Consider the following 25,618-nt stretch of genomic DNA (forward strand, 5'->3'; position numbering starts at 1 on the left):
TAATTTTAAGTCACAACAACACCCAGAAAAAGTCCTGATCATCAGTTCGATAATGATCAAACCGATGCACCATACAAGTAAATTTTTAACAATTAACAATGGTAGAACGCCCAATTAAGAAATCGGAACGTCAAGCCCAAGCTAATACCGAAAACAATTCAGAAAATTCTGATTCTGCGCCTTCTATTGAATCTTATCCAAAACGCTCAAATTCTAGAGATAATCGCTCCTCTGGTAAAAGAAAAAAAGGTACAGCGAAGGAAGAAATTAAACCGCCAGTTAATCCTGCATTAGCGCGTGGGCCGAAACCAGTGAAACCCCCAGTGATTAAACCAGAACCAGAAACAGACTCAGAACCAGTCTCAGAAGAATCCCCCGCCGAATAATTAATTAAGCCAAGGTAAGATTTACCTTGGCTTAATTGTTGATACCAGTTCACCTGCGGTTAATTTTTTCAATCTAATGCACTATTCTAGTCTAGACAATCCAGTAGGGTGTGTTAGGCATAAGCCGTAACGCACCTAAAACTTGGTTGTAGATGCGTTACGCTGTCGCTAACACATCCTACGTACAAAGCCATTATTTAAAACTATTTATAGTAATACTAATAAACTATTTATATACTTTCTGTCACATCATACTGCTACATTTTTCCCCTGAACTAAAAAGTATTCCACAAACTCTAGATAGAAAGAAAAAATTGTCTACGAATTGCAAAATTAGCCAACCTAGCAGGAACTGTAGAACGTTTGAGAATTGGTAAGCGGAGAAATTTACCTGTTAGTAACCTTCCTATTCCCTTTATTCTGGCTTGTATCCTTACAGAGAAAAAAGTGAAATAATCTACGCCATGATTTGTAGCATACATCGGCATAAAAGCAAGCTGATTGTATAGCACATCTGCTCTATGAGTTTTACTTAATCCATGACGAGAATGTTCTAAATTAGGTAAACCGCCATGCTCACCATAGTTGCGGAAAGGAATGTAGTTTTTCAACTGGTGACGACGAAGAAAATTATCAAGATAAGTATCCCAAGTAGAATAAGCATTAGGCTCCAAGCTTTTCATAAGTTCTTCAGCAAAATTAATTAATTTTGCTGCTCCTTGGGGAGTAACAATGTAGGCAACTGTTGATACAGAAAACCCTTCTGCATAGCCATCAGCAGAAACACTATATACTTGAGAAGCGCAAGTATATAGCCAACACATACCTACATCAGTTTGATTCGGGTTGAAAGGTAGAGGAAGTTTGCCAAACCCCACAACGGGAACAAAATCGGCCTCAACAATTAAAGTGGGTTGAGTTTCCCTGGCTGCTATTTGCCAAGCTCTTAAATGATTGAGTAAACAGAGATAACTAGGAGAAAAGTTTTTATATTGTGGTTGGTGCTTCTGTCGGAGGACTTCACACTGTAAACCTTCATTAATCAAAGATGTTTGCAGTAAATTAGTTTGTTCTTTATACGCAATAATAAAAGCTCTGCCAATAACATCAGCAATTTGTAAGGAAGAAAAAGTTTGTTTTTGTGATTTTCTTGGGGTATATTCAGAATTTTGAAGCATTTTCTCAAGTGTTGCTTGAGAATTAGATGATTTTTTATCTTTAAGGGTTAACTCTAACATGGTAGTATTTCCTGATGAATATAAGAATATGGTTTGATTCCTGAATCTAGTTGTATTGGCAGGGAGTAGGGAGTAGGAAAGAAGCCTGATTTGGGTGTACTGATTTTTTCAGAAATCAAATATGAGTCCTATAGTAATAATGTTTAACTACTTAAAAAATGAGTCGAATGAATATTTATTTACTTGTTAATACTTACTTTCGCTGTTTATTCCCAAAACAACTAGGGTGGTTTTACTTAGATATATTTAAGAATCAGTGAATGATATTTAATTTTTAAGTATGATCAGATGCTGAAATATTTACTTCCTCTTGTTCATTTTTTATCAAATATTTAAATTTATTTCTGATAAAAAATGGTTTGATTACTAGCTAAAAATTTTGGGACTGTTGTCTGCCTCAGAAAATTTATCAGCCATCAACATTGAGTAAATAGTCAATTTCTCTATAAACTTATATTTTTCTATACCCGTATAATTACTATTTTGGAAACAAAAATATTTTCGGTTGATTGATTTAGACAGTAAATACTAGGAAAAATCTCAAAAATTCATCAAAATTTAGTTAATCAATCTCGTGGTATCTACATTGACAGTTAAAAATTTTGTTGTGTTGATTAGCCAAGAATGATTTTCCTGTAAATTAATTGCCATTTAATATCATGGTAGTTATATTTGTTTTAAGTAAGTCGCCGCATCTACCTAACTGTATTCTGAAAGCATTTACCTAAAAACCCATAACAGTCTTAAGCATCTTATTTTGCTGGAACAGCAGCAGACGTATAACCAAATATTTTCTGAGGGTGATTTTAATTATGGGATTTACTCTCATTGATAAATGAACTTGTGGAATGAATACCGCATGATTAAAATCACGGCTATACCATCTAAATTCATCGGCGCGAGTTAAATCAGACTTGACTTAGATAGTTTTAAACCTTTAGCCTGACAGACTATTTGGAATTACATCTTTACTTCAATGGCAATTTGCAAACTTATCATCAAAACCGAAGAATATAAATTTTATGTATTGATTATCAAAAACATCTGGATAGAAAAAATACTGGACAGAAGAGCATAGTATTCAAATCACATATTAATTTTGAGTTTAACAAGGGTGTTTTAAATAATCATGATTAGTTATTTTCAATCATAAATTCTCCTCATTTTGATGCTTTTAAGGGAAAAATACATTTTTTAATTTAGCTATGAAGTTGATCAAAGACTCGAAGCAGAAAAAGATGATTCTGCTTCTGCTTCTACCTGGATTTTTTTCACTGGGAATTACAGCCGTAATTGCTGAAGAAACTACGAATACAGCCGTGTTGGGAGGCGACAATATTCAGCCTATTACTTCTAATACCGTGTTTTTTACTAGAGGTGCAACTGCATTAGAGATTGTCAAAACTGCCGATCGCATCGCCGTAGAACCAGGTGATACTGTGGTTTATCGGTTGGTTATCCGCAACACTGGTAACTCTCCCGCCAGCAACATTACCCTGACTGATACTCTACCCCTCGGCTTGAATTTCGAGATGCGATCGCTGCAAGTATCTTTAACCAGCAATAACAGCACCACACCTGTCACTGTATCCAGTAGCCGAGATAACCGCACAGTAACTATCAACTACGCTGGTACTATCCCTGCACAGGGAACGATGAATGTTGTCTATGCAGTCACAGTCACACCTGATGCTGTTCGCGGAACCGGGAAAAATTTAGCCGTCGCCGCCGCAGGTAGCATCCGCAGTAACACAGCCAGCCACTTACTTAAGATTCGTCCTGGTATTATCTCCGACTGTGCAACTTTAATTGGACGAGTCTTTATTGATAAAAACTTTGACGGCGAACAGCAACCAGGAGAACCAGGGATACCCAACGCCGTAATTTATATGGATGACGGGAACCGCATCCTTACCGATGCTAATGGGATGTTTTCTCTCGCTAACGTGATTGCTGGTAATCGGACTGGAACTTTAGACTTAACTAGCCTACCCGGATATAGTCTTGCACCCAACCTCTACAACATCGAAAAAAATAGCCAATCGCGCCTCGTCCGACTCGCACCCAGAAGCATGGGACGGATGAATTTTGCAGTCACACCAGCATCAGGGGAAGGACGTAATTAAGATGACGCAGATTAGTGCTAGAAAACGTGACTTAACATTATTAAGCATTTGTAGTGCCTTTCCTATCCTCCCAGTTGCGGCGGCGACTGCACAAACACCACCACAAACACAACAAAAAGTTGAATCTCCTAATGTTCCAGAGTTAATTGCACCTGTAGAAGATGATATCGAAGCTGTTTTCTCGCCACCAAGACCAAGCCAACCGGATAAGTTAGTCACTTCAGATCAAATAGACTCTTTCACATCTGGAGAAAACACAGAAGTCAATCAGGCGAAGATTTCCTCAGATCATATAGATGCGTTGGCTGCTGGAGAGAAAGCCGAAACCAAGCAGACACCAGAAACAGCCGCAACTTCTATTGATTCAGAAATTCGGATTATCACACCAGTTGCAGGCGTAACGACTGCTAAAACGACTAACTTGGGAGTTCAATATCACCCTGATAACCAAGTCACGGTGACATTGAATGGAAAACCCATAGATGCGGCTATTTCCCAATACTTGCATAAAGACGAAGCACAACAGTTAAACACCTTAATTTGGTATAACGTGCCATTAAATAAAGGTGAAAATACTATTACGGCTCAAGGTGCTGATGGTAAATCAATCAGTGTGAAAGTCACGGTTGAAGAGGTACAGAAAAAAATTGCGATCGCACCCAGCCAAGAACCGAGAATCCCCGCCGATGGACGTTCTCTCATCACCTTAGAAGGTAAAATTACCGACGAAAAAGGCGAAATCATCACCGAAGATACTCCTGTCACCTTAACAGCTAGTGCAGGTCAATTTGTCGGTGCAGATCAAGATAAAGATGCGCCAGGGTTTCAGGTACTCGCGCGTAAAGGTGAGTTTACAGCCACACTCCAAGCAGGTTTAATTGCCCAAAACGTGAAAATTCGGGCGGCTATTAATCAAGATGCAGAGATTGAAGCTTATACCAATGTAGAATTTATTACCAACTTGCGTCCTTCCTTAGCCACGGGTAGCATTAACGTGAGGATTGGCGCAGGTGGTACGGATTACCGAGGTAGTTTCCGCGACTATCTCAACCCTGATAAAATCGGTCGCACAAGTGTAGATGTAGATGCAGCAGTCTTCGCCACAGGTAAAGTTGGAGATTGGTTATTTACAGGCGCATTTAATAGCAAACGTCCCCTAAATCAAGACTGTAACGGAGATAACCGCCTGTTTGGTGGTATTCAATCTTGTGAAAAAGACTATCCCGTATATGGTGATAGTTCTAGCTTTACTAACACTGCACCTTCTACAGATAGTGTGTATGCTCGCATTGAACGCACGCCAGATATCCGAGGTGCAGAATCAGACTATTTTATGTGGGGTGACTACAGCACTGAAGAGTTTGCCAGATCATCCCAGTTATATACAGCTACCACCAGACAACTGCACGGCTTCAAAGGTAATTACAACTTTGGCAACCTGCAACTAACAGCCTTGTACGCCAACAATATTCAAGGCTTCCAACGCGATGCAATTACCCCCAACGGAACCAGTGGTTACTACTTCCTCTCTCGCCGCTTAGTTATTCCTGGTAGTGAAAACGTCTTTATCGAAGCGGAAGAAATCAACCGTCCCGGTACAGCGTTGGAACGTAAAGCTTTATCTCGTGGCTCTGACTATGAAATAGATTACGATCGCGGTACATTATTATTCCGTCGTCCCATTGTCGCCACAGAATTAAATCCCTTTGGTAAAACTTTAGTACGCCGCATCGTTGTTACCTATCAAAACGACGCGGGAGAAGACAGCAAACTTTACGCCGGACGACTGCAATATAACCTGAGAAATTCCGACACCGTAAATAGTCCCAACGGACATCCATTTATCGGTGCCAGTTACCTCAGAGAAGACCAAGGACAGCAAGATTTTGAACTATACGGATTTGATTTCTTTGCACCTTTAGGCAATTCTGGGCAAATTATCGGTGAATATGCACACTCTCGCCATAATACCCTCGCCTTTGGTAACGTCAGTGGTTCTGCGTACCGTTTAGAAGCCAGTGCGAATCTTGGCAAAAACTTCCAAGGACAAGCTTACTATCGTTCTGTCACCGAGAACTTTGCCAATAACGCCACTTGGAGTTTCACACCAGGACAAACTCGCTACGGTGCAGCCTTAACTGGAAAACTGGGACAAACCACCAGCTTTAGTTTAGGGTACGATCGCGAAGACAATTTTGGTATCGCCCCAGCCGAACGTACCCAATTAATTGACTTATTCAACCCCCAACCTCAAGCCGCACCAGGAAGCAAAATTAATAATTCCCTCACCACTATTCGCGCAGGTATTCAACAAAAAATCGGTCAATCAGATTTAAGTCTGGAATACGTCAACCGTTCCCGCGAAGACCGCATTACTAACCAATTCAACGGAAACGCCAGCCAGTTAGTCTCTCGTCTTGACGTTCCCTTATCCGAATCACTCACATTTCACGCGCAAAACGAACTCAACTTAGGTAAAAGCGACCCACTCTATCCCAACCGCACCACATTCGGCTTAGATTGGGCATTGTATCCTGGCGTAAGTATGCGACTAGCACACCAATTTTATGAAGGTGGGTTATTACAAGGCAATAGCATCACCAGTCTAGATACAATTGTCGAACACAAATTTTCTCCAGATACCACCGTCAGAGGTCGTTACTCAATTTTAGGCGGTGCGGATGGAATGACTGACCAAGGTTCCGTATCCCTCAATCACGGTATCCGCCTCGCACCAGGATTAAAGTTAAGCCTCGGTTACGAACACATCTTCAAAGATATTTTTGGGGATTCCACCACAGGTATCAGATTTGCTCAACCTTACGCAGTCGGACAAACTGCTTCCTCATTAGGTTTGTTTGCAGGTGATGTTTACAGCATCGGCTTAGATTACACCGATAACCCCAACTTCCAAGCCAACGCCAGATTAGAACATCGTAGCGGCAGCGAAGGCAATCATACAGTAATTTCCGCCGCCGCATCCGGTAAACTGTCCCCAGCTTTAACTGCGGCGGTACGCTATCAACAAGCAGGCGGCGCAAACCAACTCTTGCAAGGACTAGGAGACACCGCAAATCTGCGCGTCGGTTTAGCTTACCGTGACCCCAACGACGATAAATTCAACGCTTTATTAGGGTATGAATATCGCCAAAACCCCGCCACCACACCAGATACCTTATTAGCTGGTAGCGGTAACGGTTCCATAGATCATATTTTCTCAGCCGAAGCGATTTATGCACCCAACTGGCAATGGGAATTGTATGGTAAATACGCCTTCCGCAGCAGTTCTACCTCCCTATCCGAAGATTTTACCAACCATAGCAGCGTTCACCTAGCACAGTTACGCACAACTTACCAACTAGGCTACCGCACAGATTTAGCCGTCGAAGGACGTTGGCTAGGTCAACCAGAACAAGGCTTCAACGAATTTGGTTTAGCTATCGAAGGTGGGTATCATTTAACACCAGATTTAAGAATTGGTGTAGGTTACGCCTTCGGGAGCGCAGATGACCGAGATTTTAGCGGTTATCGCTCCGCAGGCGGCCCCTATTTAAACATTAGCTTTAAACTCAACGAGCTTTTTGGTGGTTTCGGTAGGCAAAAAGTAGTACCACCACAACAGCAAGAGTCAGTAATTCAACCAGTAGCCTTAGAGAGCAATGATACCAAAAAATCCCCTTAATTCCCTAAAACCCTCTCTTCTTCCTCTTCCTTCGTGTCCTTTGCGCCCTTTGCGGTTCGTTTCTATCTTACTTGTAATCATCCCCCAAATTGCGATCGCTCAATCATCCCCCACAGCCTTACGAATCATAGTCAACAGTAACCAAGACGGACAAATACAACCAGACGACAAACTCACCTTACGCGAAGCCATTGCCTTAGTAAACGGTAATCTCCCCGTAGAAAAACTGAGTAACCAAGAAAAATCACAAGTACAACCCAGCAACGACAACCCGCGAATTGAATTTAACTTACCGCCAAATCAAACCACCATCCAACTACAACAGGAATTACCACCCCTAGCCACACCAAAATTAATCATAGACGGTACTAGCCAACCCGGTTACGATGCTTCCCGTTCTGCAACTGCGGAAATTGCCATCCCTCAACCAATAGTCACCATCACCCCCGCCACCAACCAAGAGATATTGCGTGGTTTTACAGTCGTCGCCGATAATGTGCAGATTCGCGGTTTAAGTATCTACGGTTTCCGTTCTCTGAACCAAGGCGCAACCTTAACCACACCACCAGCCGACATTTTTATTTCCCATCGCTTACCGCCTCCCAATACCAAACAGCAACAACCACCAAACAGTAACTTTCCCTTTGGAGACAAAGACATTCCCCCCAAAGGTGTGGTAATTGAAAACAACTGGTTAGGTATTACCCCAGATGAAAAAATGCCAGAGAAAACCTCAGCCTTTGGTATCTACGTTTTTAACAGCACCGGGACAACAATTCGCCGCAACCGTATTTCTTACCATGAAGGTAGTGCAATTATTACATCTGTGCGGGCTGAAAACACCTTAATGACAGAAAACATCATTGTTGGTAACGGTATAGCCGGAATGCCTGATGCTGTGAGGTTAGAAGGTGTAATTGCCAATTCCCAACTCCAAGGAAATTTAATTTGCGGTAACGATGGGGCTGGTGTTTATTTATTCAAGCCCACAGGTAACGTCAAAATTTATGATAACCGCATCACCTTTAACGGTAGACGTTTGCGCCGCGCCGCAGTTTACTTAATGGGGAACGAAAATCAAGTCAGCGATAACGAAATTCGCCACCAAACCGGGCCGGGAGTAGCAGTGACAGCATTTGGTACTTATGGTAGTGGTTTTGGGAGCGCGATCGCTAACATTATCCAAAATAATCAATTTAGCGACTTAGAAGGTTTAAGTATAGACCTCAACACCCAACAACAACTAAATATCAGCGACTTTCAACGAGGAGACGGCCCCAACCCCAAACGTAACAGTCCCAACCGCAGACTCGAAACAGCCAATGGCGCGATAAACGCACCAGAGTTTGCCAGTTCCCAGTTATTGCTAGTGAACGGTCAAGCCTTAATTAGCGGTCAAGCCGACCCTAACACTCAAGTGCAGATATATCGAGTTCAGGGAGAAGAGAAATATGGCCCCTTGAGTGAACCACTCACAACCTTGACTACTGATGAAAAAGGTAACTTTAGCGTTAGTTTAACAGGTTTGCGGTCTGGGGAGAGAATAAGTGCGATCGCTACCCATCTCAAATACGGTACATCCGAACCAGCCTATAACGCAGTCATCACAGACCCCTCTACAAAAAATAACTCACCTTCTCCCGTAAAAAATTCCCCACCGCCCAAATGTGTCAGCGCACCCCCACAACCTGAACCAACCCCACAACCCGAACCAAAACCAGAACCCATCCGGCTGAAAGTCCCACGTATCATTCACTTTGCCTTAGACAAAGACTTCATCAGCCAAGAAAGCAGCACAGTTCTTAACCAAGTTGCCCAAGTCTTACAACAATATCCCTTCATTGTCATTGAAATTGAAGGTCATACCGATATCCGCGCCAGTGATGCCTACAACTTAGACCTAGGCAAACGCCGCGCCATATCCGCCAGAAATTACCTACTAAAACAAGGCATTGCCGCCGAAAGAATGACCATTCGCTCAAGAGGCGAAAAACAACGCAGAACCTCCGGTAACACCGTCATCGATACAGCCAGAGATAGAAGAGTAGAAATAATTTTCAAAGATACCAGAGGGCTAGAAATCATCCTTGAAGAACAAGAGAAAGACTTACAAATAGAACCAACTTCTTAACTAATTCAAAACTTACGCAAAAACCCTCTTAAACTCTTATACCTTTGTGTCCTTTGCGGTTTATTCAAAATGCTAAAACCCCACCATTCTCACAACCATCTCCTAAAACTTATCCGTAGCGTCACCCTCATCCTCACTACCCTCAGCTATCAAAGCCTAATATTACTCACCCAAACACCAGCCACAGCCCAAGTCACACCCCAATTATGTGCCACCCCTGGCAAAGACGGCCCCAGCAGTTTAGGCGGCATCATCAACACTTACTACCCTGGTGCGACAAATACAACCGTTGCCGCAGGTTCAACCTCAATTCCTGTCGGTGCAATTAACCCCAACGGTTCTACCACCCCCATTACAGCAGGTGACTTGTTGCTCATCATCCAAATGCAAGGCGCAGATATTAACTCCAGCAACACAGATAGTTACGGTAATGGAGTTTCTGGTGGTGGCAATAATAGCAATGTTAACCTTACTCCCGCCACCACAGGCGCTAGTGGCAACCTCAACAATGCCAACTTCACCGCAGGTAATTACGAATATGTTGTCGCTACCGGGCCAATATCTGGCAGTTCCATCCCCATTCAAGGCATCAATGGCGGAGGATTAATTAATTCCTATAGTAATACCCCATTCGGAACTCAAGGACAAAGAACCTATCAAGTAATTCGCGTACCCCAATATTCCAGTGCCACCATGAGTTCTAGCCTCACCGCCGCACCTTGGAACGGTGCTTCAGGCGGAATTTTAATTTATGACGTTGCAGGTAACTTGAATTTAGCCAGCGCCACGGTAGATGTGAGTGGTATTGGTTTCCGTGGCGGCGCAGGTCGCCAACTACGTGGTGATACTACTGGTAGTCTTACAGATTATGTTACTTTATCCACTACTAATGCCAACGGTTCTAAAGGGGAAGGTACTGCTGGCACACCTCAGTATGTACTGAATTCAGCCACCATCTCAGCCATTGACACTGGTGTTGAAGGCTATCCTGGTGGGAGTTACGGCCGTGGCGCACCTGGTAACGCTGGTGGCGGTAGTACCGATGGTAGACCATCTACCAACGAGCAAAACTCCGGTGGTGGCGGCGGTAGTAATGGAGGTTCGGGCGGTCTAGGCGGTCGTTCTTGGACATCTGGGTTATTTATTGGTGGTTTTGGTGGCGCTAACTTTCCTGCTACCAGCAGTCGTGTTGTCTTGGGTGGTGGAGGTGGTGCTGGTACAACAAATCAGGCAACTAGCGCAACTATAGGTGTTCCGACCAATGGTATTGCTAGTAGTGGTGCTGCTGGTGGCGGTATGGTATTGATTCGTACTGGCAGTGTCAGTGGTACTGGTACTATCAATGCTAATGGAGCCACTGCCTTTGATGTCCGTCAAGATGGTACTGGCGGAGGTGGTGCGGGTGGTAGTGTGGTGGTGATGTCTGCCAATAATAACCTTACTGGTTTAAATGTAAATGCCAGAGGTGGTAACGGTGGTAATGTCAGATTCAGCAGTGCAAGTCAACCATTTGATGGCGCTCATGGCCCTGGTGGTGGAGGCGGTGGTGGAGTTGTTTTTACTAGTTCTGGTGCTAGTGTTAACGTTACAGGTGGGCAGAGTGGTACAGCAAAAGACCCCGTTGATCCTGCTGACCCTTATTTTGGTGCTACCGCAGGTACAGGTGGTATCAGCCAAGGTGTTGGTACTATCCCTGGTGCCAGTTCTGGCGCACAATGTATTCCTCAACTAACTATTACAAAAACCACCAGCACGCCAGGGCCAATTATCAAGCCCGGTAAGGCAACTTATACCATAACTGTTGCCAATGCTGCTAACCGAGCAACTGCTACCAATATTGATATTACTGATCCTTTGCCTAGTGGTTTTAGTTTTGATGGTTCAGTTACTCCTACCGTGACTTTGAATGGCGGTGCAACACGTACTAGTGTGACTAACCCAACTGCTGGTGCAACAACGCTGAATTTTGGTAGCTTCAACATACCCGGTGGTGCAAGTGTGCAGATTACCTTTACTACCGATGTGGCTGCAACTGTGCCTGATGGAGTTTATAACAATGGTGCAACTGCAACCTATCTTGACCCCACTCGAACCACAACAAATGGCACAACTAGCGTTACTTACGACCCCGCAACAGTAGGAGAGGAAGTAGCGGTGGGTTCTTTTGTTCCAACTCCAATTTTAAGGTTGCGGGGTGTGAAACGAATTACCAATGTTGTCAGAAATGGTTTGCCTTTGAGTGGTGTTAACTTTGGGAGTTTTATTGATGATCCTAATGACCAAAACGATAACGCCGCAGGTTGGTCTCAACTTTCCCCAGTAGGAATTATTAACCTGAGTTCGCAATTCACCTTACAAAGTGGCGATGAAGTTGAATATACAATTTACTTTCTCGCCGATGGCAACCAGCCAATACAAAACGCCAGATTTTGTGACCCTATCCCTACAGGTACAACATTTATTAGTAACAGCTTTGCTTCCGCTAGTGGAATTTTAGTGAATTTAGCTAACACAACTACACCCAGAACTAATGCTGCGGATAGCGATAATGGTAGCTTTTTCTCGCCTTTAGCTCCTTTAAGTGCCAATAATGTGTGTCCTAATCAAACTAATCCCACAGGAGCAGTAGTTGTGAATTTCGGCACTCTCAACTATACAGCAGGTAGTAATTTCGGTTTTGTACGTTTTCGTGTCAGAGTGGATTAATAGAATGATTGGGAGAGTTCACAATACTTAATTGCTACAGAAGGATAGCATTTTTGATTGAGAAGACTTCCAATTAACAAAATTTTCCATCATCCAGGAACAAAGAGGACAAGAAATAAAGATGTTCTAAAATTATTGAGGATTGCGATAGCAAGACTGTTATGTAACACCTATTCGTCCTCTTATTCTTCATATTGCATCATATCTAACTCACTTATATAGCTGAAGGGGAGAGTCTGTCCGGGTGGCGGCACAGGAGAGTCCATAGCCAGCGATCGCTCCTACAATGAAGCTCAAATAAGCATATAATTAGCCTGCGTTTGGCTTTGCCGTTGTAGATAAGCTAGGCAGGCTTTGTTTTTAATTCACATTGTTGAAAAATATAATTAACTGCTGCAAACAATTTATCTAAATCTTGAATAACATACAAATCTTTATTCCGAGTAAACACATCAGCAGACAACTTGCCAAATTGCCATACTTTGCCGTTCGTCACAATTCCAAAAATATCGCTGACAAAATCATCGTTAATTCTTTGGACTGCAATCATCTCAGCTAAACACTGTCCCCAACCTTCTTCAAATTTGTCTTGTTTAGCTTCTACTGTCAGAAAATAGGGTTTATCAAATACAACTGTTCCTAGAGGATTTCGCTGGGTGACTGTATAATCTGGAACTCCTGATAAATCTTCGTCATAAGTCAATGTTTCATGGCTCCAAAGTGTTAATTTACTCCGGTAAGGTTTCCAAACTTCTTTTAAAACTGGATAGATCAGATTTTCACAAATAGCATCTTCAGAATTATCTATAACTCCATCTATAAATAGTAAATCTAACTCTTCTTGGAAAGATGGGGGAACAGGAAAATCTAATTCCGACATAAAATTAGACTGGATATATTTAATTTGGAATTTTTTGATGACTGTACTAATACTTTTATAATTACTAAATGCCATATTAATTGACCTTGTTAGCGTAAACATCCGCAACTAGGGAATAATTTAACATAGATAAAGTTTAGTAAATTTGAGTCATGTCTGAGTTCAAAGAAAACATCGCCTCTTTCGCCAGACAGTTTGTTCCCTCTTATCGATTCATCCGAACCCATGAATCTACACTCGGTAACAGTCATGAACTGCAAACAGAACTAAAGCCTCACTCAATTAAGGTTTTAAACTGGAATATTGCTAAAAATAACTTTGACAAAAGTTGGTTTAAAGATTTTTACCTCATTCTGCGACAGTACCAACCTGATTTAATCTTCTGTCAAGAAGTCCGTATGAGTGTAGGCGTGGAACAAATTATTGGGTTTAACAAATTGAGTTGGGCTTATGCACCGAATTTTATTGATACCCATCATCAAACTTATTCAGGGATTTTAACAGCAGCTAATATTAGTCCTCTCAGCAAGAAAGCGATAGTTACTAAACACTATGAACCTTTAGTAAACACGCCCAAGGTTTCATTAATTACAGAATATGCTTTAGCTCACCAGCAAACAACCCTATTAACTATTAATAGTCACTTAATTAATTTTGTTGATTTAACCAAATTTAAAACTCAATTACATGAAATAGAATTGGCTTTATCCAAGCATCACGGGCCGATTATTTTTGCTGGTGATTTCAATACTTGGAATCGTCAACGAGCCATACTTTTAGATAAAGCTGTCACTAAATTAGGGTTAAAGTCGGTAGAATTTGCCCCTCATGAAAGTAAGAAGATTAAAAGGTTCCTTTTGTCACCACCCCTAGATTATATTTTTTATCGAGGATTAACTGAAAAATCCGCCAGTGCCAAAGTTTTAGACGAAATTAATTCATCCGATCACAAGCCATTGCTGGCAGAATTTAGTTATGTCGATATGTAAGAAATAAAGATGCTTGTAGACATTAGCATCCTCACTTTTTTGAGTGCAGCTACCGTTGTCGTTCATGGCTTGGGAATTGCCCATGCTGCCCATGCAGTCATGACTGTGCGTTCTTCCCGTGGTGCGATCGCCTGGAGTATTTCGTTAGTTACATTTCCCTGGCTGGCTTTACCTTTATACTGGATTTTAGGCAGAACTAAATTTCATGGCTATGCTGAAGCCTTACGTTCAGTCTTTTCTGAACATCAAAAATTAGTTCACAAAGCGTATAGAGAAATCACTAAATTTCAAGTTGTCATCCCCGAAAAATTAAAATCACTAGCACCATTAGCAGAAACATTTACAGGCGTTGCTTTTACATCAGGTAATGCGGCAGAATTACTCATTGATGGACAGCAAACATATCCAGCAATGTTAAGGGCGATCGCCTCGGCGAAAAACTATATTTTGCTGCAATCTTACATCGTTGATGATGATGAATCAGGTCATAAATTTCAAGCCGCTTTAATTGCGAAAGCACAGCAAGGCATTCGGATTTATTTTCTCTACGATGAAATTGGTTCTAACAAATTACCTCGCACTTATATCAACTCTCTACGCCAAAATTTTATTCAAGTCAGCGCATTTCATACCACCAAAGGTAGAGGTAATCGTTTTCAGCTTAACTTTCGCAACCATCGCAAAATTTTAGTAGTCGATGGTGAAATTGCATTTACTGGTGGTTTAAATATTGGCAATGATTACGTCGGGAAAAATCGCCGTCTCAGTCCTTGGCGCGACACTCATATAAAATTGCAAGGGCCGACTGTTCAAAGTCTACAAAGTTCTTTTTTACAAGATTGGTATTGGGCAAATCGTCAAGTTATCGATGTTAACTGGCAAGTGCAACCCAACTGGGAAGCCAACCAAACAGCATTAATTTTACCCACAGGCCCCGCCGACAAACACAAAGCTTGTCAACTTTTTTTCGTGAATGCTATCAATCAAGCTCAAACTCGCCTGTGGATAGCGACTCCCTATTTTGTTCCAGATGATTCAACTCTGACAGCTTTAAAGTTAGCAGCAATGCGCGGTGTAGATGTCCGCATTATTTTACCAAACCGACCAGATCACTTATTTGTTTATCTTTGTTCCTTTTCTTATTACAATGAAATGAAACCCATCAATATCAAGTTTTATCGCTACAAACATGGGTTCATGCACCAAAAAATCATCCTCATCGATAATGATTTAGCAGGAGTAGGTACAGTTAACCTGGATAATCGCTCATTTTTTCTCAACTTTGAAGTTATGAGTTTTATTATCGATGGTCAATTTGTCAACAGCGTTGAGAAAATGCTAAAAACCGATTTAGCTGCTTCTGTAACCGTAGATTTTGCCGAATATGAGCAAAAACCTTTGTGGTTCAAGTTAGCTGTGAGAATCTCTCGTTTACTCACTCCTTTGTTGTAGTCAGGAATCCGCTTTGATTGTTGAAATTATCTGTAAAGGCTGGGAGTAGGGAGTGGGGAGTAGGGAGTAGAAAAGAGCATTTTGTAGGTGTACTGATTTTTTTCAGAAATCAGTACATTCAGATCAGGCTTCTTTCCTACTCCCGACCCCCCATTCCGGATTCCTATAGATATTTTTTGTTTCGCGCAAATAAGTTAAAAGAGAGCAAATTTTGTCAATACATCTTTGTGTATAAAGTTTATCTGCAAATTCTTTTCCTGTCATACCAATTCTGTATGAAGATGCACTGAATTAGATAACGAACCACATAGACACACTCTTCGGCTACTCTTACGAGAACGCCTGACGGCGAACCCGCAGGGTAGGGCGCAAAGTACACAAAGAAAGAAGAGATAAAAGATTAAATGCAGCCTCAAATAGAATTGTTCCCACCTCTAAATAACAAATTTATTTCAGACTGTCTTCTACCTTATGTTAGATAGAAATAATCTATTATTCCTCCTAAAGTTAGATAAATTATAGAGTTAAAATCATTGATATTTATTAATAATGAGTCTGTTATATTAAAAATGACTTTTAACTATCTTCAGCAAGAGTTTAGTTAACAATCAGCAAAAAAATTCTCTTCTGAAAAGCATTTATACTTAAGCATCAATTTACTTATCCAAGACATATCAATTTTTGTATGTAGATGTGTGGCTTAACGATGATTCTTGGATAATAACGCTCTGCAACATTATGAGTGTGCAGTATTAATCTCATCGCCCTAAAATCACTTCCCAGTTTCCCCAGGATATAGCAATGGCAACCGAACAGTTAACCAGAGAAAGCGACAATCTTGATTTAAAACAATTGCTGAAAACACTCACTGCTGTGAAAAAAGGTGACTTTTCGGTGCGGATGTCCGTGGAAAATACTGGTTTGGCAGGTAAAATTGCTGACACGCTCAACGATATTATTGAGCAAAATGAACGTATGGCGTTAGAACTCCAGCGCATTGGGAATGTGGTTGGGAAAGAAGGGAAAATTACAGAACGCGCCTCTTTAGGAACTGTGCGGGGTTCTTGGTCAGATTGTGTGAATTCTGTCAATACTCTAATTACAGATTTAGTCCAACCAACAGCCGAAACTACAAGGGTGATTCGCGCGGTGGCAAATGGGGATTTGTCTCAAACCATCGCCACAGAAATAGATGGTAAACCCCTCAAAGGCGAGTTTCTGCAAACAGCCAATATTGTTAACACAATGGTAGATCGGCTGGGTTCTTTTGCGAGTGAAGTTACCAGGGTAGCGCGGGAAGTGGGGACGGAAGGTAAACTCGGTGTCCAAGCGGAAGTGCGGGGTGTGGCGGGAACTTGGAAAGACCTTACCGATAATGTGAATTTGATGGCGGGAAATTTGACGGGTCAGGTACGTAATATTGCGGAAGTTGCCACAGCGATCGCCAATGGTGACTTGTCCAAAAAAATCACAGTCAATGTCAAAGGGGAAATTCTGGAACTGAAAAACACCGTTAATACAATGGTGGATCAGTTGAACTCTTTTGCATCGGAAGTTACCAGGGTGGCGCGGGAAGTGGGGACGGAAGGTAAACTCGGTGTCCAAGCCGAAGTGCGGGGTGTGGCGGGAACCTGGAAAGACCTCACCGATAATGTGAATTTGATGGCGGGAAATCTGACAGGACAAGTACGTAATATTGCGGAAGTGGCGACAGCGATCGCCAATGGTGATTTATCGAAGAAAATCACTGTGGATGTGAAGGGCGAAATTCTGGAGTTGAAGAACACTATCAATATTATGGTGGATCAACTCAGTTCATTTGTGTCAGAAGTAACAAGGGTGGCGCGGGAAGTCGGAAGCGAAGGAAAACTTGGTGTCCAAGCTGATGTTAAAGGTGTGGCGGGGACATGGAAAGATTTAACCGACAGCGTAAACTTCATGGCGGGGAGTTTGACAGCCCAGGTACGGAACATCGCGGAAGTGACAACGGCGGTGGCGAATGGGGACTTGTCGAAGAAAATCACCGTGGATGTGAAGGGTGAAATTCTGGAGTTGAAGAACACTATTAATACAATGGTGGATCAACTCAATTCCTTCGCCTCTGAGGTAACTAGAGTAGCTAGAGAGGTGGGTACAGAAGGAAAACTGGGTGTCCAAGCCGAAGTGCGGGGTGTGGCGGGAACTTGGAAAGACCTCACTGATAATGTGAATTTGATGGCGGGCAATTTAACAGGACAGGTACGTAATATTGCGGAAGTTGCAACAGCGATCGCAAATGGTGATTTATCGAAGAAAATCACTGTAGATGTAAAGGGCGAAATTCTAGAGTTGAAAAACACAATCAATATCATGGTGGATCAACTTAGTTCCTTTGCATCAGAAGTCACCAGGGTGGCGCGGGAGGTCGGAAGTGAGGGTAAGTTAGGTGTCCAAGCCGATGTGCGCGGTGTGGCGGGGACTTGGAAAGACTTAACCGACAGCGTGAATTTCATGGCGGGGAGTTTGACAGCCCAGGTAAGGAACATCGCGGAAGTGACAACGGCGGTGGCGAATGGTGACTTGTCCAAGAAAATCACTGTGGATGTGAAGGGTGAAATTCTGGAGTTGAAGAACACGATTAATACAATGGTGGATCAACTTAATTCCTTCGCTAGTGAAGTAACGCGGGTGGCGCGTGAGGTCGGAAGTGAAGGTAAATTAGGAGTCCAAGCGGAAGTTCGCGGGGTGGCGGGGACGTGGAAGGATTTGACTGACTCGGTAAACTTCATGGCGGGAAGTTTGACAGCCCAGGTAAGAAATATTGCGGATGTGACAACGGCGGTGGCGAATGGGGACTTGTCGAAGAAAATCACTGTGGATGTGAAGGGTGAAATTTTGGAGTTGAAGAACACTATCAATACAATGGTGGATCAACTCAGTTCCTTTGCATCGGAGGTAACGCGGGTGGCGCGTGAAGTGGGTACAGAAGGAAAACTGGGTGTTCAAGCGGAAGTGCGCGGTGTGGCGGGAACTTGGAAAGACTTAACAGGTGCGGTGAATATGATGGCGGGGAACCTCACCGACCAAGTACGTAGTATAGCGGAAGTTGCAACCGCGATCGCCAACGGGGACTTATCGAAAAAAATCACTGTCCAAGTTAAAGGCGAAATCCTGGAGTTGAAAAACACGATTAATATCATGGTGGATCAACTCAACTCCTTCGCCAGTGAAGTAACGCGGGTGGCGCGTGAGGTAGGAAGTGAAGGTAAGTTAGGTGTCCAAGCAGATGTTAAAGGTGTGGCGGGGACATGGAAAGATTTAACCGACAGCGTGAATTTCATGGCGGGAAGTTTGACAGCCCAGGTACGCAACATCGCAGCAGTCACAACGGCGGTGGCGAATGGCGACTTATCCAAGAAAATCTCTGTGGATGTGAAGGGTGAAATTTTGGAGTTGAAAAACACCGTCAATACAATGGTGGATCAACTTAATTCCTTTGCGTCGGAAGTAACGAGAGTAGCGCGGGAGGTGGGAACGGAAGGTAAACTTGGTGTTCAAGCCGAAGTCAAAGGTGTGGCGGGGACATGGAAAGACCTCACCGACAGCGTGAATTTCATGGCGGGAAGTTTGACAGCCCAGGTAAGAAACATCGCGGAAGTGACAACGGCGGTGGCGAATGGGGACTTATCCAAAAAAATCACCGTGGATGTGAAGGGTGAAATTTTGGAGTTGAAGAACACTATCAATACAATGGTGGATCAACTTAATTCCTTCGCGTCGGAGGTAACGAGAGTAGCCAGAGAGGTGGGTACAGAAGGTAAACTCGGTGTCCAAGCTTATGTGCGTGGCGTTGGTGGGACGTGGAAAGACCTCACCGATAACGTCAACTCAATGGCGGGGAATCTGACAGCCCAGGTAAGGAACATCGCGGAAGTCACCAAGGCGGTGGCGAATGGGGACTTGTCGAAGAAAATCACCGTGGATGTGAAGGGTGAAATTCTCGACTTGAAGAACACGATTAATACAATGGTGGATCAACTCAGTTCCTTCGCCAGTGAGGTAACGCGGGTGGCGCGAGAGGTGGGAACGGAAGGAAAATTAGGCGGTCAAGCTTTGGTACAAGGTGTGGCGGGAACCTGGAAAGACCTCACCGATAATGTCAACTCAATGGCGGGTAACTTAACCGCCCAAGTGCGAGGAATTGCGCGAGTTGTTACCGCCGTGGCGAATGGAGATTTGAAGCGGAAATTGATGTTAGATGCGAAGGGTGAAATTGAAACCTTAGCGGAAACCATCAATGAAATGATTGATACCCTAGCGACCTTTGCCAATCAGGTCACAACCGTAGCGAGGGAAGTAGGAATTGAGGGTAAACTTGGTGGTCAAGCCAGGGTACCAGGGGCGGCGGGAACCTGGAAAGACCTGACAGATAACGTAAATGAACTAGCCGCGACTTTGACAACACAGCTACGGGCGATCGCAGAAGTAGCGACGGCGGTAACAAAAGGCGACTTAACCCGGTCAATTTCCGTGGAAGCACTAGGAGAAGTGGCAATCCTCAAAGACAACATCAACCAGATGATTGCCAATTTGCGCGAGACAACCCAAAAGAACACCGAACAAGACTGGTTAAAGACTAACCTCGCCAAGTTTACCCGGATGTTGCAAGGTCAGCGCGACTTAGAAACAGTCTCCAAACTCATTCTCTCGGAACTTGCACCATTAGTAGGCGCACAACATGGCGTATTTTACTTAATGGATGCAGGCGAACAACAACAAGCATATCTAAAATTACTCAGCAGCTACGCTTACCGCGAACGCAAACATCTCGCCAACCGTTTCCATTTGGGCGAAGGTTTGGTAGGACAATGCGCTTTAGAAAAAGAGCGAATTTTGTTAACGGAAATCCCCAGCGATTATGTCAAGATTAGTTCTGGTTTGGGTGAAGCTTCTCCACTCAACGCTGTAGTTTTACCTGTGTTGTTTGAAGGACAAGTCACCGCCGTGATTGAGTTAGCTTCCTTCCGGCGCTTTAGTGAGATTCATTTAACCTTCTTCGACCAACTCACCGAAAGTATTGCGATCGTTCTCAATACTATCGCCGCTTCCATGCGTACCGAAGAATTACTCAAACAATCGCAATCTTTAGCCGAAGAACTGCAAACTCAGCAAAACGAACTCAAAGAAACCAACAAACGCCTCGAACAACAAGCCCAGTCTCTCAAAACTTCCGAAGACTTACTCAAGAAACAACAAGAAGAACTCCAACAAACCAACGCCGAACTCGAAGAAAAAGCCGAATTACTGGCGTTGCAAAAGAAAGAAGTTGAACGCAAAAACTTAGAAATTGAACAAGCGAGACGTTCTTTGGAAGAAAAAGCCGAACAATTGGCGCTGTCATCCAAATATAAATCCGAATTTCTGGCGAATATGTCCCATGAACTGCGGACACCATTAAATAGCTTGTTGATTTTAGCGAAGTTGTTAACCGATAACATCGATGGGAACCTCAGCACCAAACAAGTGGAATACAGCCGCACAATTTACTCGGCGGGGAATGACTTGTTGGCGTTAATTAACGACATTTTAGATTTAGCAAAAATTGAGTCGGGAACCATGTCCATTGATATGTCGCAGATGTTAGTGACAGATTTGCGAGATCAAACAGAACGCACCTTCCGCCAAATCGCCCAAGATAAAGGACTCAGTTTCAGCATTGAAACCGGTGCTGATTTACCAAAAGCCGTTTATACTGACCCAAAACGCTTGTTACAAGTCCTGAAAAATCTCCTTTCCAACGCCTTTAAATTTACCGAACGGGGAGAGGTACGCTTACGCATTGAAGTCGCCAAGCAGGGGTGGAGTATGAATCAAGAAAGCTTGAACCGCGCCCCAATGGTAGTCGCCTTTTCCGTAATCGATACAGGAATTGGTATCGCCCCGGAAAAACAAAAAGTGATTTTTGAAGCCTTCCAACAAGCGGACGGTACTACCAGCCGCAAATACGGCGGTACAGGTTTAGGTTTATCCATCAGCCGCGAAATCGCCCGTTTATTTGGTGGCGAGATCACCTTGGTAAGTAACGTCAGTCAAGGTAGTACATTTACCTTCTACTTACCCCAATTTGATTCCGACTCCACCTTCATTCTGCCAGAACCCACATCTCAACTAGTTCTCACTCCCAACTCCCCACTCCCAACTCCCTCCTCCCCCCTTCTAGAAGACGATCGCATTGATATCCAAAACAGCGATCGCGTATTATTAATCGTTGAAGATGACATTCATTTTGCTCGCATTCTCTTGGATATGGCGCAGCAGCAAGGTTTTAAAGTCATCGCCGCCCAAAGTGGTACTAATGGTTTAGCCCTCGCCCAACAATTCCAACCCGCCGGGATTTTACTCGATATCCGCTTACCTGATATGGATGGTTGGACTGTCCTCGACAGGTTAAAGCATGATGCAAATACTCGTCACATTCCGGTTCACATCATGACCGTCGAAGAAGGTAAACGCCGGAGTTTACAATTAGGGGCATTAGCTTATTTGCAAAAACCTGCCAGCAGTGAAAGTATCTCGGAAGCTTTAAATAAAATCAAAGGTTTTGTCGAACGACGGGTGAAGAATTTACTGGTAGTAGAAGATGACGACACCCAACGCCATAGCATTGTTGAGTTAATTGGTAACAGCGATGTCGCCACAACCGCCGTCGCCACAGGTACAGCCGCCTTAGAAGCAATTAACGCCCAACCCTTTGATTGTCTCGTCCTCGATTTAGGGCTACCCGACATGAATGGGTTTGAACTGCTTCAGCAAATCAAACAGCAGCCAAACGGCGAATCATTACCCATCATTATTTACACTGGGATTGAATTAACCAAAGCCCAAGAAATTGAACTACGACGCATTACCGAGACTATCATCGTCAAAGATGTGCGATCGCCCGAACGCCTCCTTGATGAAACGACATTATTTTTACATCGAGTCCAAGCAAATTTACCAGAACCCAAACGCCAAATTCTTGAACAACTCCACGCCCGTGATTACATCCTGGCAAACAAAAATGTATTAATTATTGATGATGATGTCCGTAATATCTTTGCCTTGACCAGTATGTTAGAACGCTATCACATGCAGGTGCTGTATGCTGAAAATGGCAGAGATGGCATCACCATGTTAGAAACTACACCCGATATTGATGTGATCTTAATGGATGTAATGATGCCAGAAATGGACGGTTACGAAACTACGCGCTTAATTCGCCAAAATAACCGATTCATCACCTTACCAATTATTGCCCTCACCGCCAAAGCCATGCAAGGCGATCGCGAAAAGTGCATCGAGTCCGGCGCATCCGATTACATCACCAAACCCGTAGATATTGAACAATTACTGTCTTTACTGCGCGTTTGGCTATATCGGTAAACTGACTATGATTGCCACATCACCCTATCTCCTACATCTACCTGGATTTCTCTCTTGTGAGAAATCCAGGGGTGTGGGAGGGGTGGGAGGTGTGGGAGGTGTGGGAAGGGTGGGAGGATGGTAAAGAAATCTTTCCCCCCACACTCCCCTCTCTCCCCACACTCCCCACACCCGCTACCCATACGTGAGAAATTCGGGATCTAGCTAATACTTTCTCTCCTGTGGCTGAAACATATTAATCACTACGGGGCGATATTGAATATCAATTCCGGCGGGTGAATAGTAAGCCATTGTATGTTGCAGGAAATTGACATCATCGCGCTGGGGAAAGTCTTCGCGGAAGTGTGCGCCGCGACTTTCTTGGCGATTTAAGGCTGAGGCGAGAATTGTTTGTCCGACTACCATTAAGCTTCGCAGTTCTAAAGCTTCTACTAGTTCGGTATTCCAGCAGCTACCTTTGTCGTCTAAGAAAACTTGAGAATATTTTTGTTGTAATTGCGTTATTTTTTCCCAACCTTGACTCATTAATTCTTGAGTGCGGAAAACGCCGCAGAACTCGGTCATAGTATCTTGAAAGGCTTGGCGGACTTGGTTAATTCGATACTCTCCTGGTTGTTCTAGTAAAGCTTGAATTTCTTGTTGGGCTTCTGTGATGTAACGCTGTTCATCTATGGAAGGTAATTTACGTTGCTGTACATATTGGGCGATCGCCGCCCCAGTGCGTTTGCCATAAACTACACATTCTAATAGCGAGTTACTACCTAAACGATTTGCCCCATGAACAGATACACAAGCCGTTTCACCCGCCGCAAAGAAGGCTTCTACTAAAGCATCACCACTACTACGAACTTGCCCATCTGTGTTCACAGGTATACCACCCATACAATAATGAATTGTCGGGCGGACTGGCATTGGTTGAGTCACCGCATCAACGCCGACTAAGCGGTGGGCTTCTTCCCAACAGAAGGGAACACGACTCATGATTTTTTCTTTGCCCAAATGGCGCAAGTCGAGATAAACGAAAGGGCCACCCGCACTACCATCAGAATGCACACCACGTCCCGCCCGAATTTCGTAAGCGATCGCCCGTGAGGTAATATCGCGGGGTGCTAGTTCCATCCGGCTGGGTGCATAGTTCGCCATAAAGCGATCGCCTTCACTGTTGATTAAATATGCCCCTTCTCCCCGCACAGCCTCGGAAATCAACACCCCCACTGGATACAAGCCTGTGGGATGGAACTGCACAAACTCCATATCTTCCAGGGGTAAACCTGCAAGTGCAGTCATCGCCAAACCATCACCTGTAGAAGCATAATCATTGGAAGTAGTGTTATAAACGCGACCATAACCACCAGTGGCAAACATCACCGCCTTTGCCCTGACCACCTCAATATGCCCATCCAATAAGTGATACATCACCAAACCCTTCGCCTGTCCTTCTTCTAAAATCAGGCGCATTACGTACCACTCTTGATAAATCTGCACACCGTAACGCCGCAGATTATTGACTAATTCATGCAAAATTGCGTGACCAGTTTTATCAGCCGCGTAACAGGTGCGATTGTGAGAATGTCCCCCGAAAGCCCGTTGGGCAATGCGTCCATCAGGTAAGCGCGAGAATAAAACACCCAGATGTTCTAAGTCAATTACCACATCTGGCGCTTCTTTGGTGAGAATTGCAACTGCATCTTGGTCTGCTAAGTAATCAGAACCTTTGATAGTATCAAAAGCATGTGCTTCCCAAGAATCTTCAGTATCAACATTTTTTAACGATGCAGCCATTCCGCCTTGGGCTGCAACCGAATGAGAACGGATAGGGTGAGTTTTGGCAATGACAGCAACATTTAAACTGGGGTCAGTACGGGCAATTTCCACCGCCGCCCGACAACCTGCCAATCCTCCCCCAACAATAATGACATCATGTTCCAGCATAACTAGCCCCCGATCGCAAAAAGCTGCTTTCTATTGTAGAGACGGGATTCACTTAGTGGTTTGTGATCTGTACAAAAAAATTCCCCATCTGCTGACAGGGAAATTAATCATTAGTTCAGAATTCAACACCAACAATTAATAAAATTTACTACTCCCCACTTTTCAGGTAGTAGCTTGTACAGGTTTTTGCTGAGAAATATTACCAGGGATAGGTACAGTTTTGGTTCCTGGCTCTACAGCAACTAGTTCAATATGATTTAACAATGTAGTTACAAAAGCAAATAGCAAGAAAGGCAACGAAAGCAGCACAATTAAACCTACAGTTGCTAAAGCATATACTGGTCGTCTCGCACCCATCAAGGCTAAGGCAGATGCCAGACTAACTGCAATTGTAATCAGCCAAACAATAATTTGACCGTAAATATCGCCAAAAGTGAGTGTACAGACAAATCGATAGTTTTTTATATCACTAATGTTCATGACACTTGCCTCAAGTCTTTCCTATAGGTTCTACGTTAGAGCCATGTTTGGCTATAAAACAATTTCTAAATATTTTTGCAATGTTTGTAATATCACTTTACACTTCGTTTTGTTTGTTACAAAAGTTGTTGATTCAGCAGATTTTGATTTCAAAACTTAATTAACAATTTTCATCACCACTCCAATGATTTTGAAAATCATAAAACAGATTTATT

Annotated in this window: 12 protein-coding genes; 8 read left to right on the forward strand and 4 right to left on the reverse strand. The window is 43.4% G+C overall.

Features of this window, described 5'->3' with window-relative positions:
- The first annotated feature begins 98 nt into the window (after window positions 1-98).
- Window positions 99-386: a hypothetical protein gene (locus tag H6G77_RS19895; protein ID WP_190589501.1), complete on the forward strand. Its 288-nt coding sequence runs from the start codon at window positions 99-101 to the stop codon at window positions 384-386.
- A 296-nt stretch (window positions 387-682) separates the two neighbouring features.
- Here H6G77_RS19895 and H6G77_RS19900 read toward each other — a convergent pair whose 3' ends face one another.
- Window positions 683-1,624 (reverse strand): LPS biosynthesis glycosyltransferase, encoded by a 942-nt coding sequence (locus tag H6G77_RS19900; protein WP_199331569.1) that lies wholly within the window; start codon window positions 1,622-1,624, stop codon window positions 683-685.
- A 1,205-nt stretch (window positions 1,625-2,829) separates the two neighbouring features.
- On the opposite strand from H6G77_RS19900, the gene H6G77_RS19905 reads away from it, so the two are divergent.
- From H6G77_RS19905 to H6G77_RS19920, 4 genes are all read left to right on the forward strand, one after another.
- On the forward strand, window positions 2,830-3,750 hold the full coding sequence (locus H6G77_RS19905; protein WP_190872522.1) for a DUF11 domain-containing protein: 921 nt from the start codon (window positions 2,830-2,832) through the stop codon (window positions 3,748-3,750).
- A 1-nt stretch (window position 3,751) separates the two neighbouring features.
- Window positions 3,752-7,432, forward strand: a complete 3,681-nt coding sequence (locus tag H6G77_RS19910) for a hypothetical protein (RefSeq protein WP_190872523.1) — start codon at window positions 3,752-3,754, stop codon at window positions 7,430-7,432.
- A complete protein-coding gene (locus H6G77_RS19915) occupies window positions 7,410-9,563 on the forward strand; it encodes an OmpA family protein (RefSeq protein ID WP_190872524.1) in 2,154 nt (717 codons plus the stop codon). The genes H6G77_RS19910 and H6G77_RS19915 overlap by 23 nt, the downstream gene beginning before the upstream one ends.
- A gap of 69 nt (window positions 9,564-9,632) precedes the next feature.
- A complete protein-coding gene (locus tag H6G77_RS19920) occupies window positions 9,633-12,269 on the forward strand; it encodes a DUF11 domain-containing protein (RefSeq protein ID WP_190872525.1) in 2,637 nt (878 codons plus the stop codon).
- 343 nt (window positions 12,270-12,612) lie between these two features.
- Here H6G77_RS19920 and H6G77_RS19925 read toward each other — a convergent pair whose 3' ends face one another.
- Window positions 12,613-13,224, reverse strand: a complete 612-nt coding sequence (locus H6G77_RS19925; RefSeq protein WP_190872526.1) for a hypothetical protein — start codon at window positions 13,222-13,224, stop codon at window positions 12,613-12,615.
- 77 nt (window positions 13,225-13,301) lie between these two features.
- Between H6G77_RS19925 and H6G77_RS19930 the strand changes: the two genes are divergently transcribed.
- The 3 genes from H6G77_RS19930 to H6G77_RS19940 all read left to right on the forward strand — a co-directional run bounded on the left by H6G77_RS19930 (window position 13,302) and on the right by H6G77_RS19940 (window position 22,991).
- Window positions 13,302-14,138: an endonuclease/exonuclease/phosphatase family protein gene (locus H6G77_RS19930; protein WP_190872527.1), complete on the forward strand. Its 837-nt coding sequence runs from the start codon at window positions 13,302-13,304 to the stop codon at window positions 14,136-14,138.
- Between the two features lie 9 nt (window positions 14,139-14,147).
- Window positions 14,148-15,590, forward strand: coding sequence for a cardiolipin synthase (gene cls / locus H6G77_RS19935; protein ID WP_190872528.1), 1,443 nt, complete (start codon window positions 14,148-14,150; stop codon window positions 15,588-15,590).
- An 801-nt stretch (window positions 15,591-16,391) separates the two neighbouring features.
- Window positions 16,392-22,991, forward strand: a complete 6,600-nt coding sequence (locus H6G77_RS19940) for a HAMP domain-containing protein (RefSeq protein WP_190872529.1) — start codon at window positions 16,392-16,394, stop codon at window positions 22,989-22,991.
- Window positions 22,992-23,195: 204 nt separating this feature from the next.
- Here H6G77_RS19940 and H6G77_RS19945 read toward each other — a convergent pair whose 3' ends face one another.
- Both H6G77_RS19945 and H6G77_RS19950 read right to left on the reverse strand, forming a co-directional pair.
- Window positions 23,196-24,923 (reverse strand): succinate dehydrogenase/fumarate reductase flavoprotein subunit, encoded by a 1,728-nt coding sequence (locus H6G77_RS19945; protein ID WP_190872530.1) that lies wholly within the window; start codon window positions 24,921-24,923, stop codon window positions 23,196-23,198.
- Between the two features lie 162 nt (window positions 24,924-25,085).
- A complete protein-coding gene (locus tag H6G77_RS19950) occupies window positions 25,086-25,403 on the reverse strand; it encodes a hypothetical protein (RefSeq protein WP_190593787.1) in 318 nt (105 codons plus the stop codon).
- Between the last annotated feature and the right edge of the window lie 215 nt (window positions 25,404-25,618).

This window comes from Aulosira sp. FACHB-615 (assembly GCF_014698045.1).
Taxonomy (GTDB): Bacteria; Cyanobacteriota; Cyanobacteriia; order Cyanobacteriales; family Nostocaceae; genus Nostoc_B.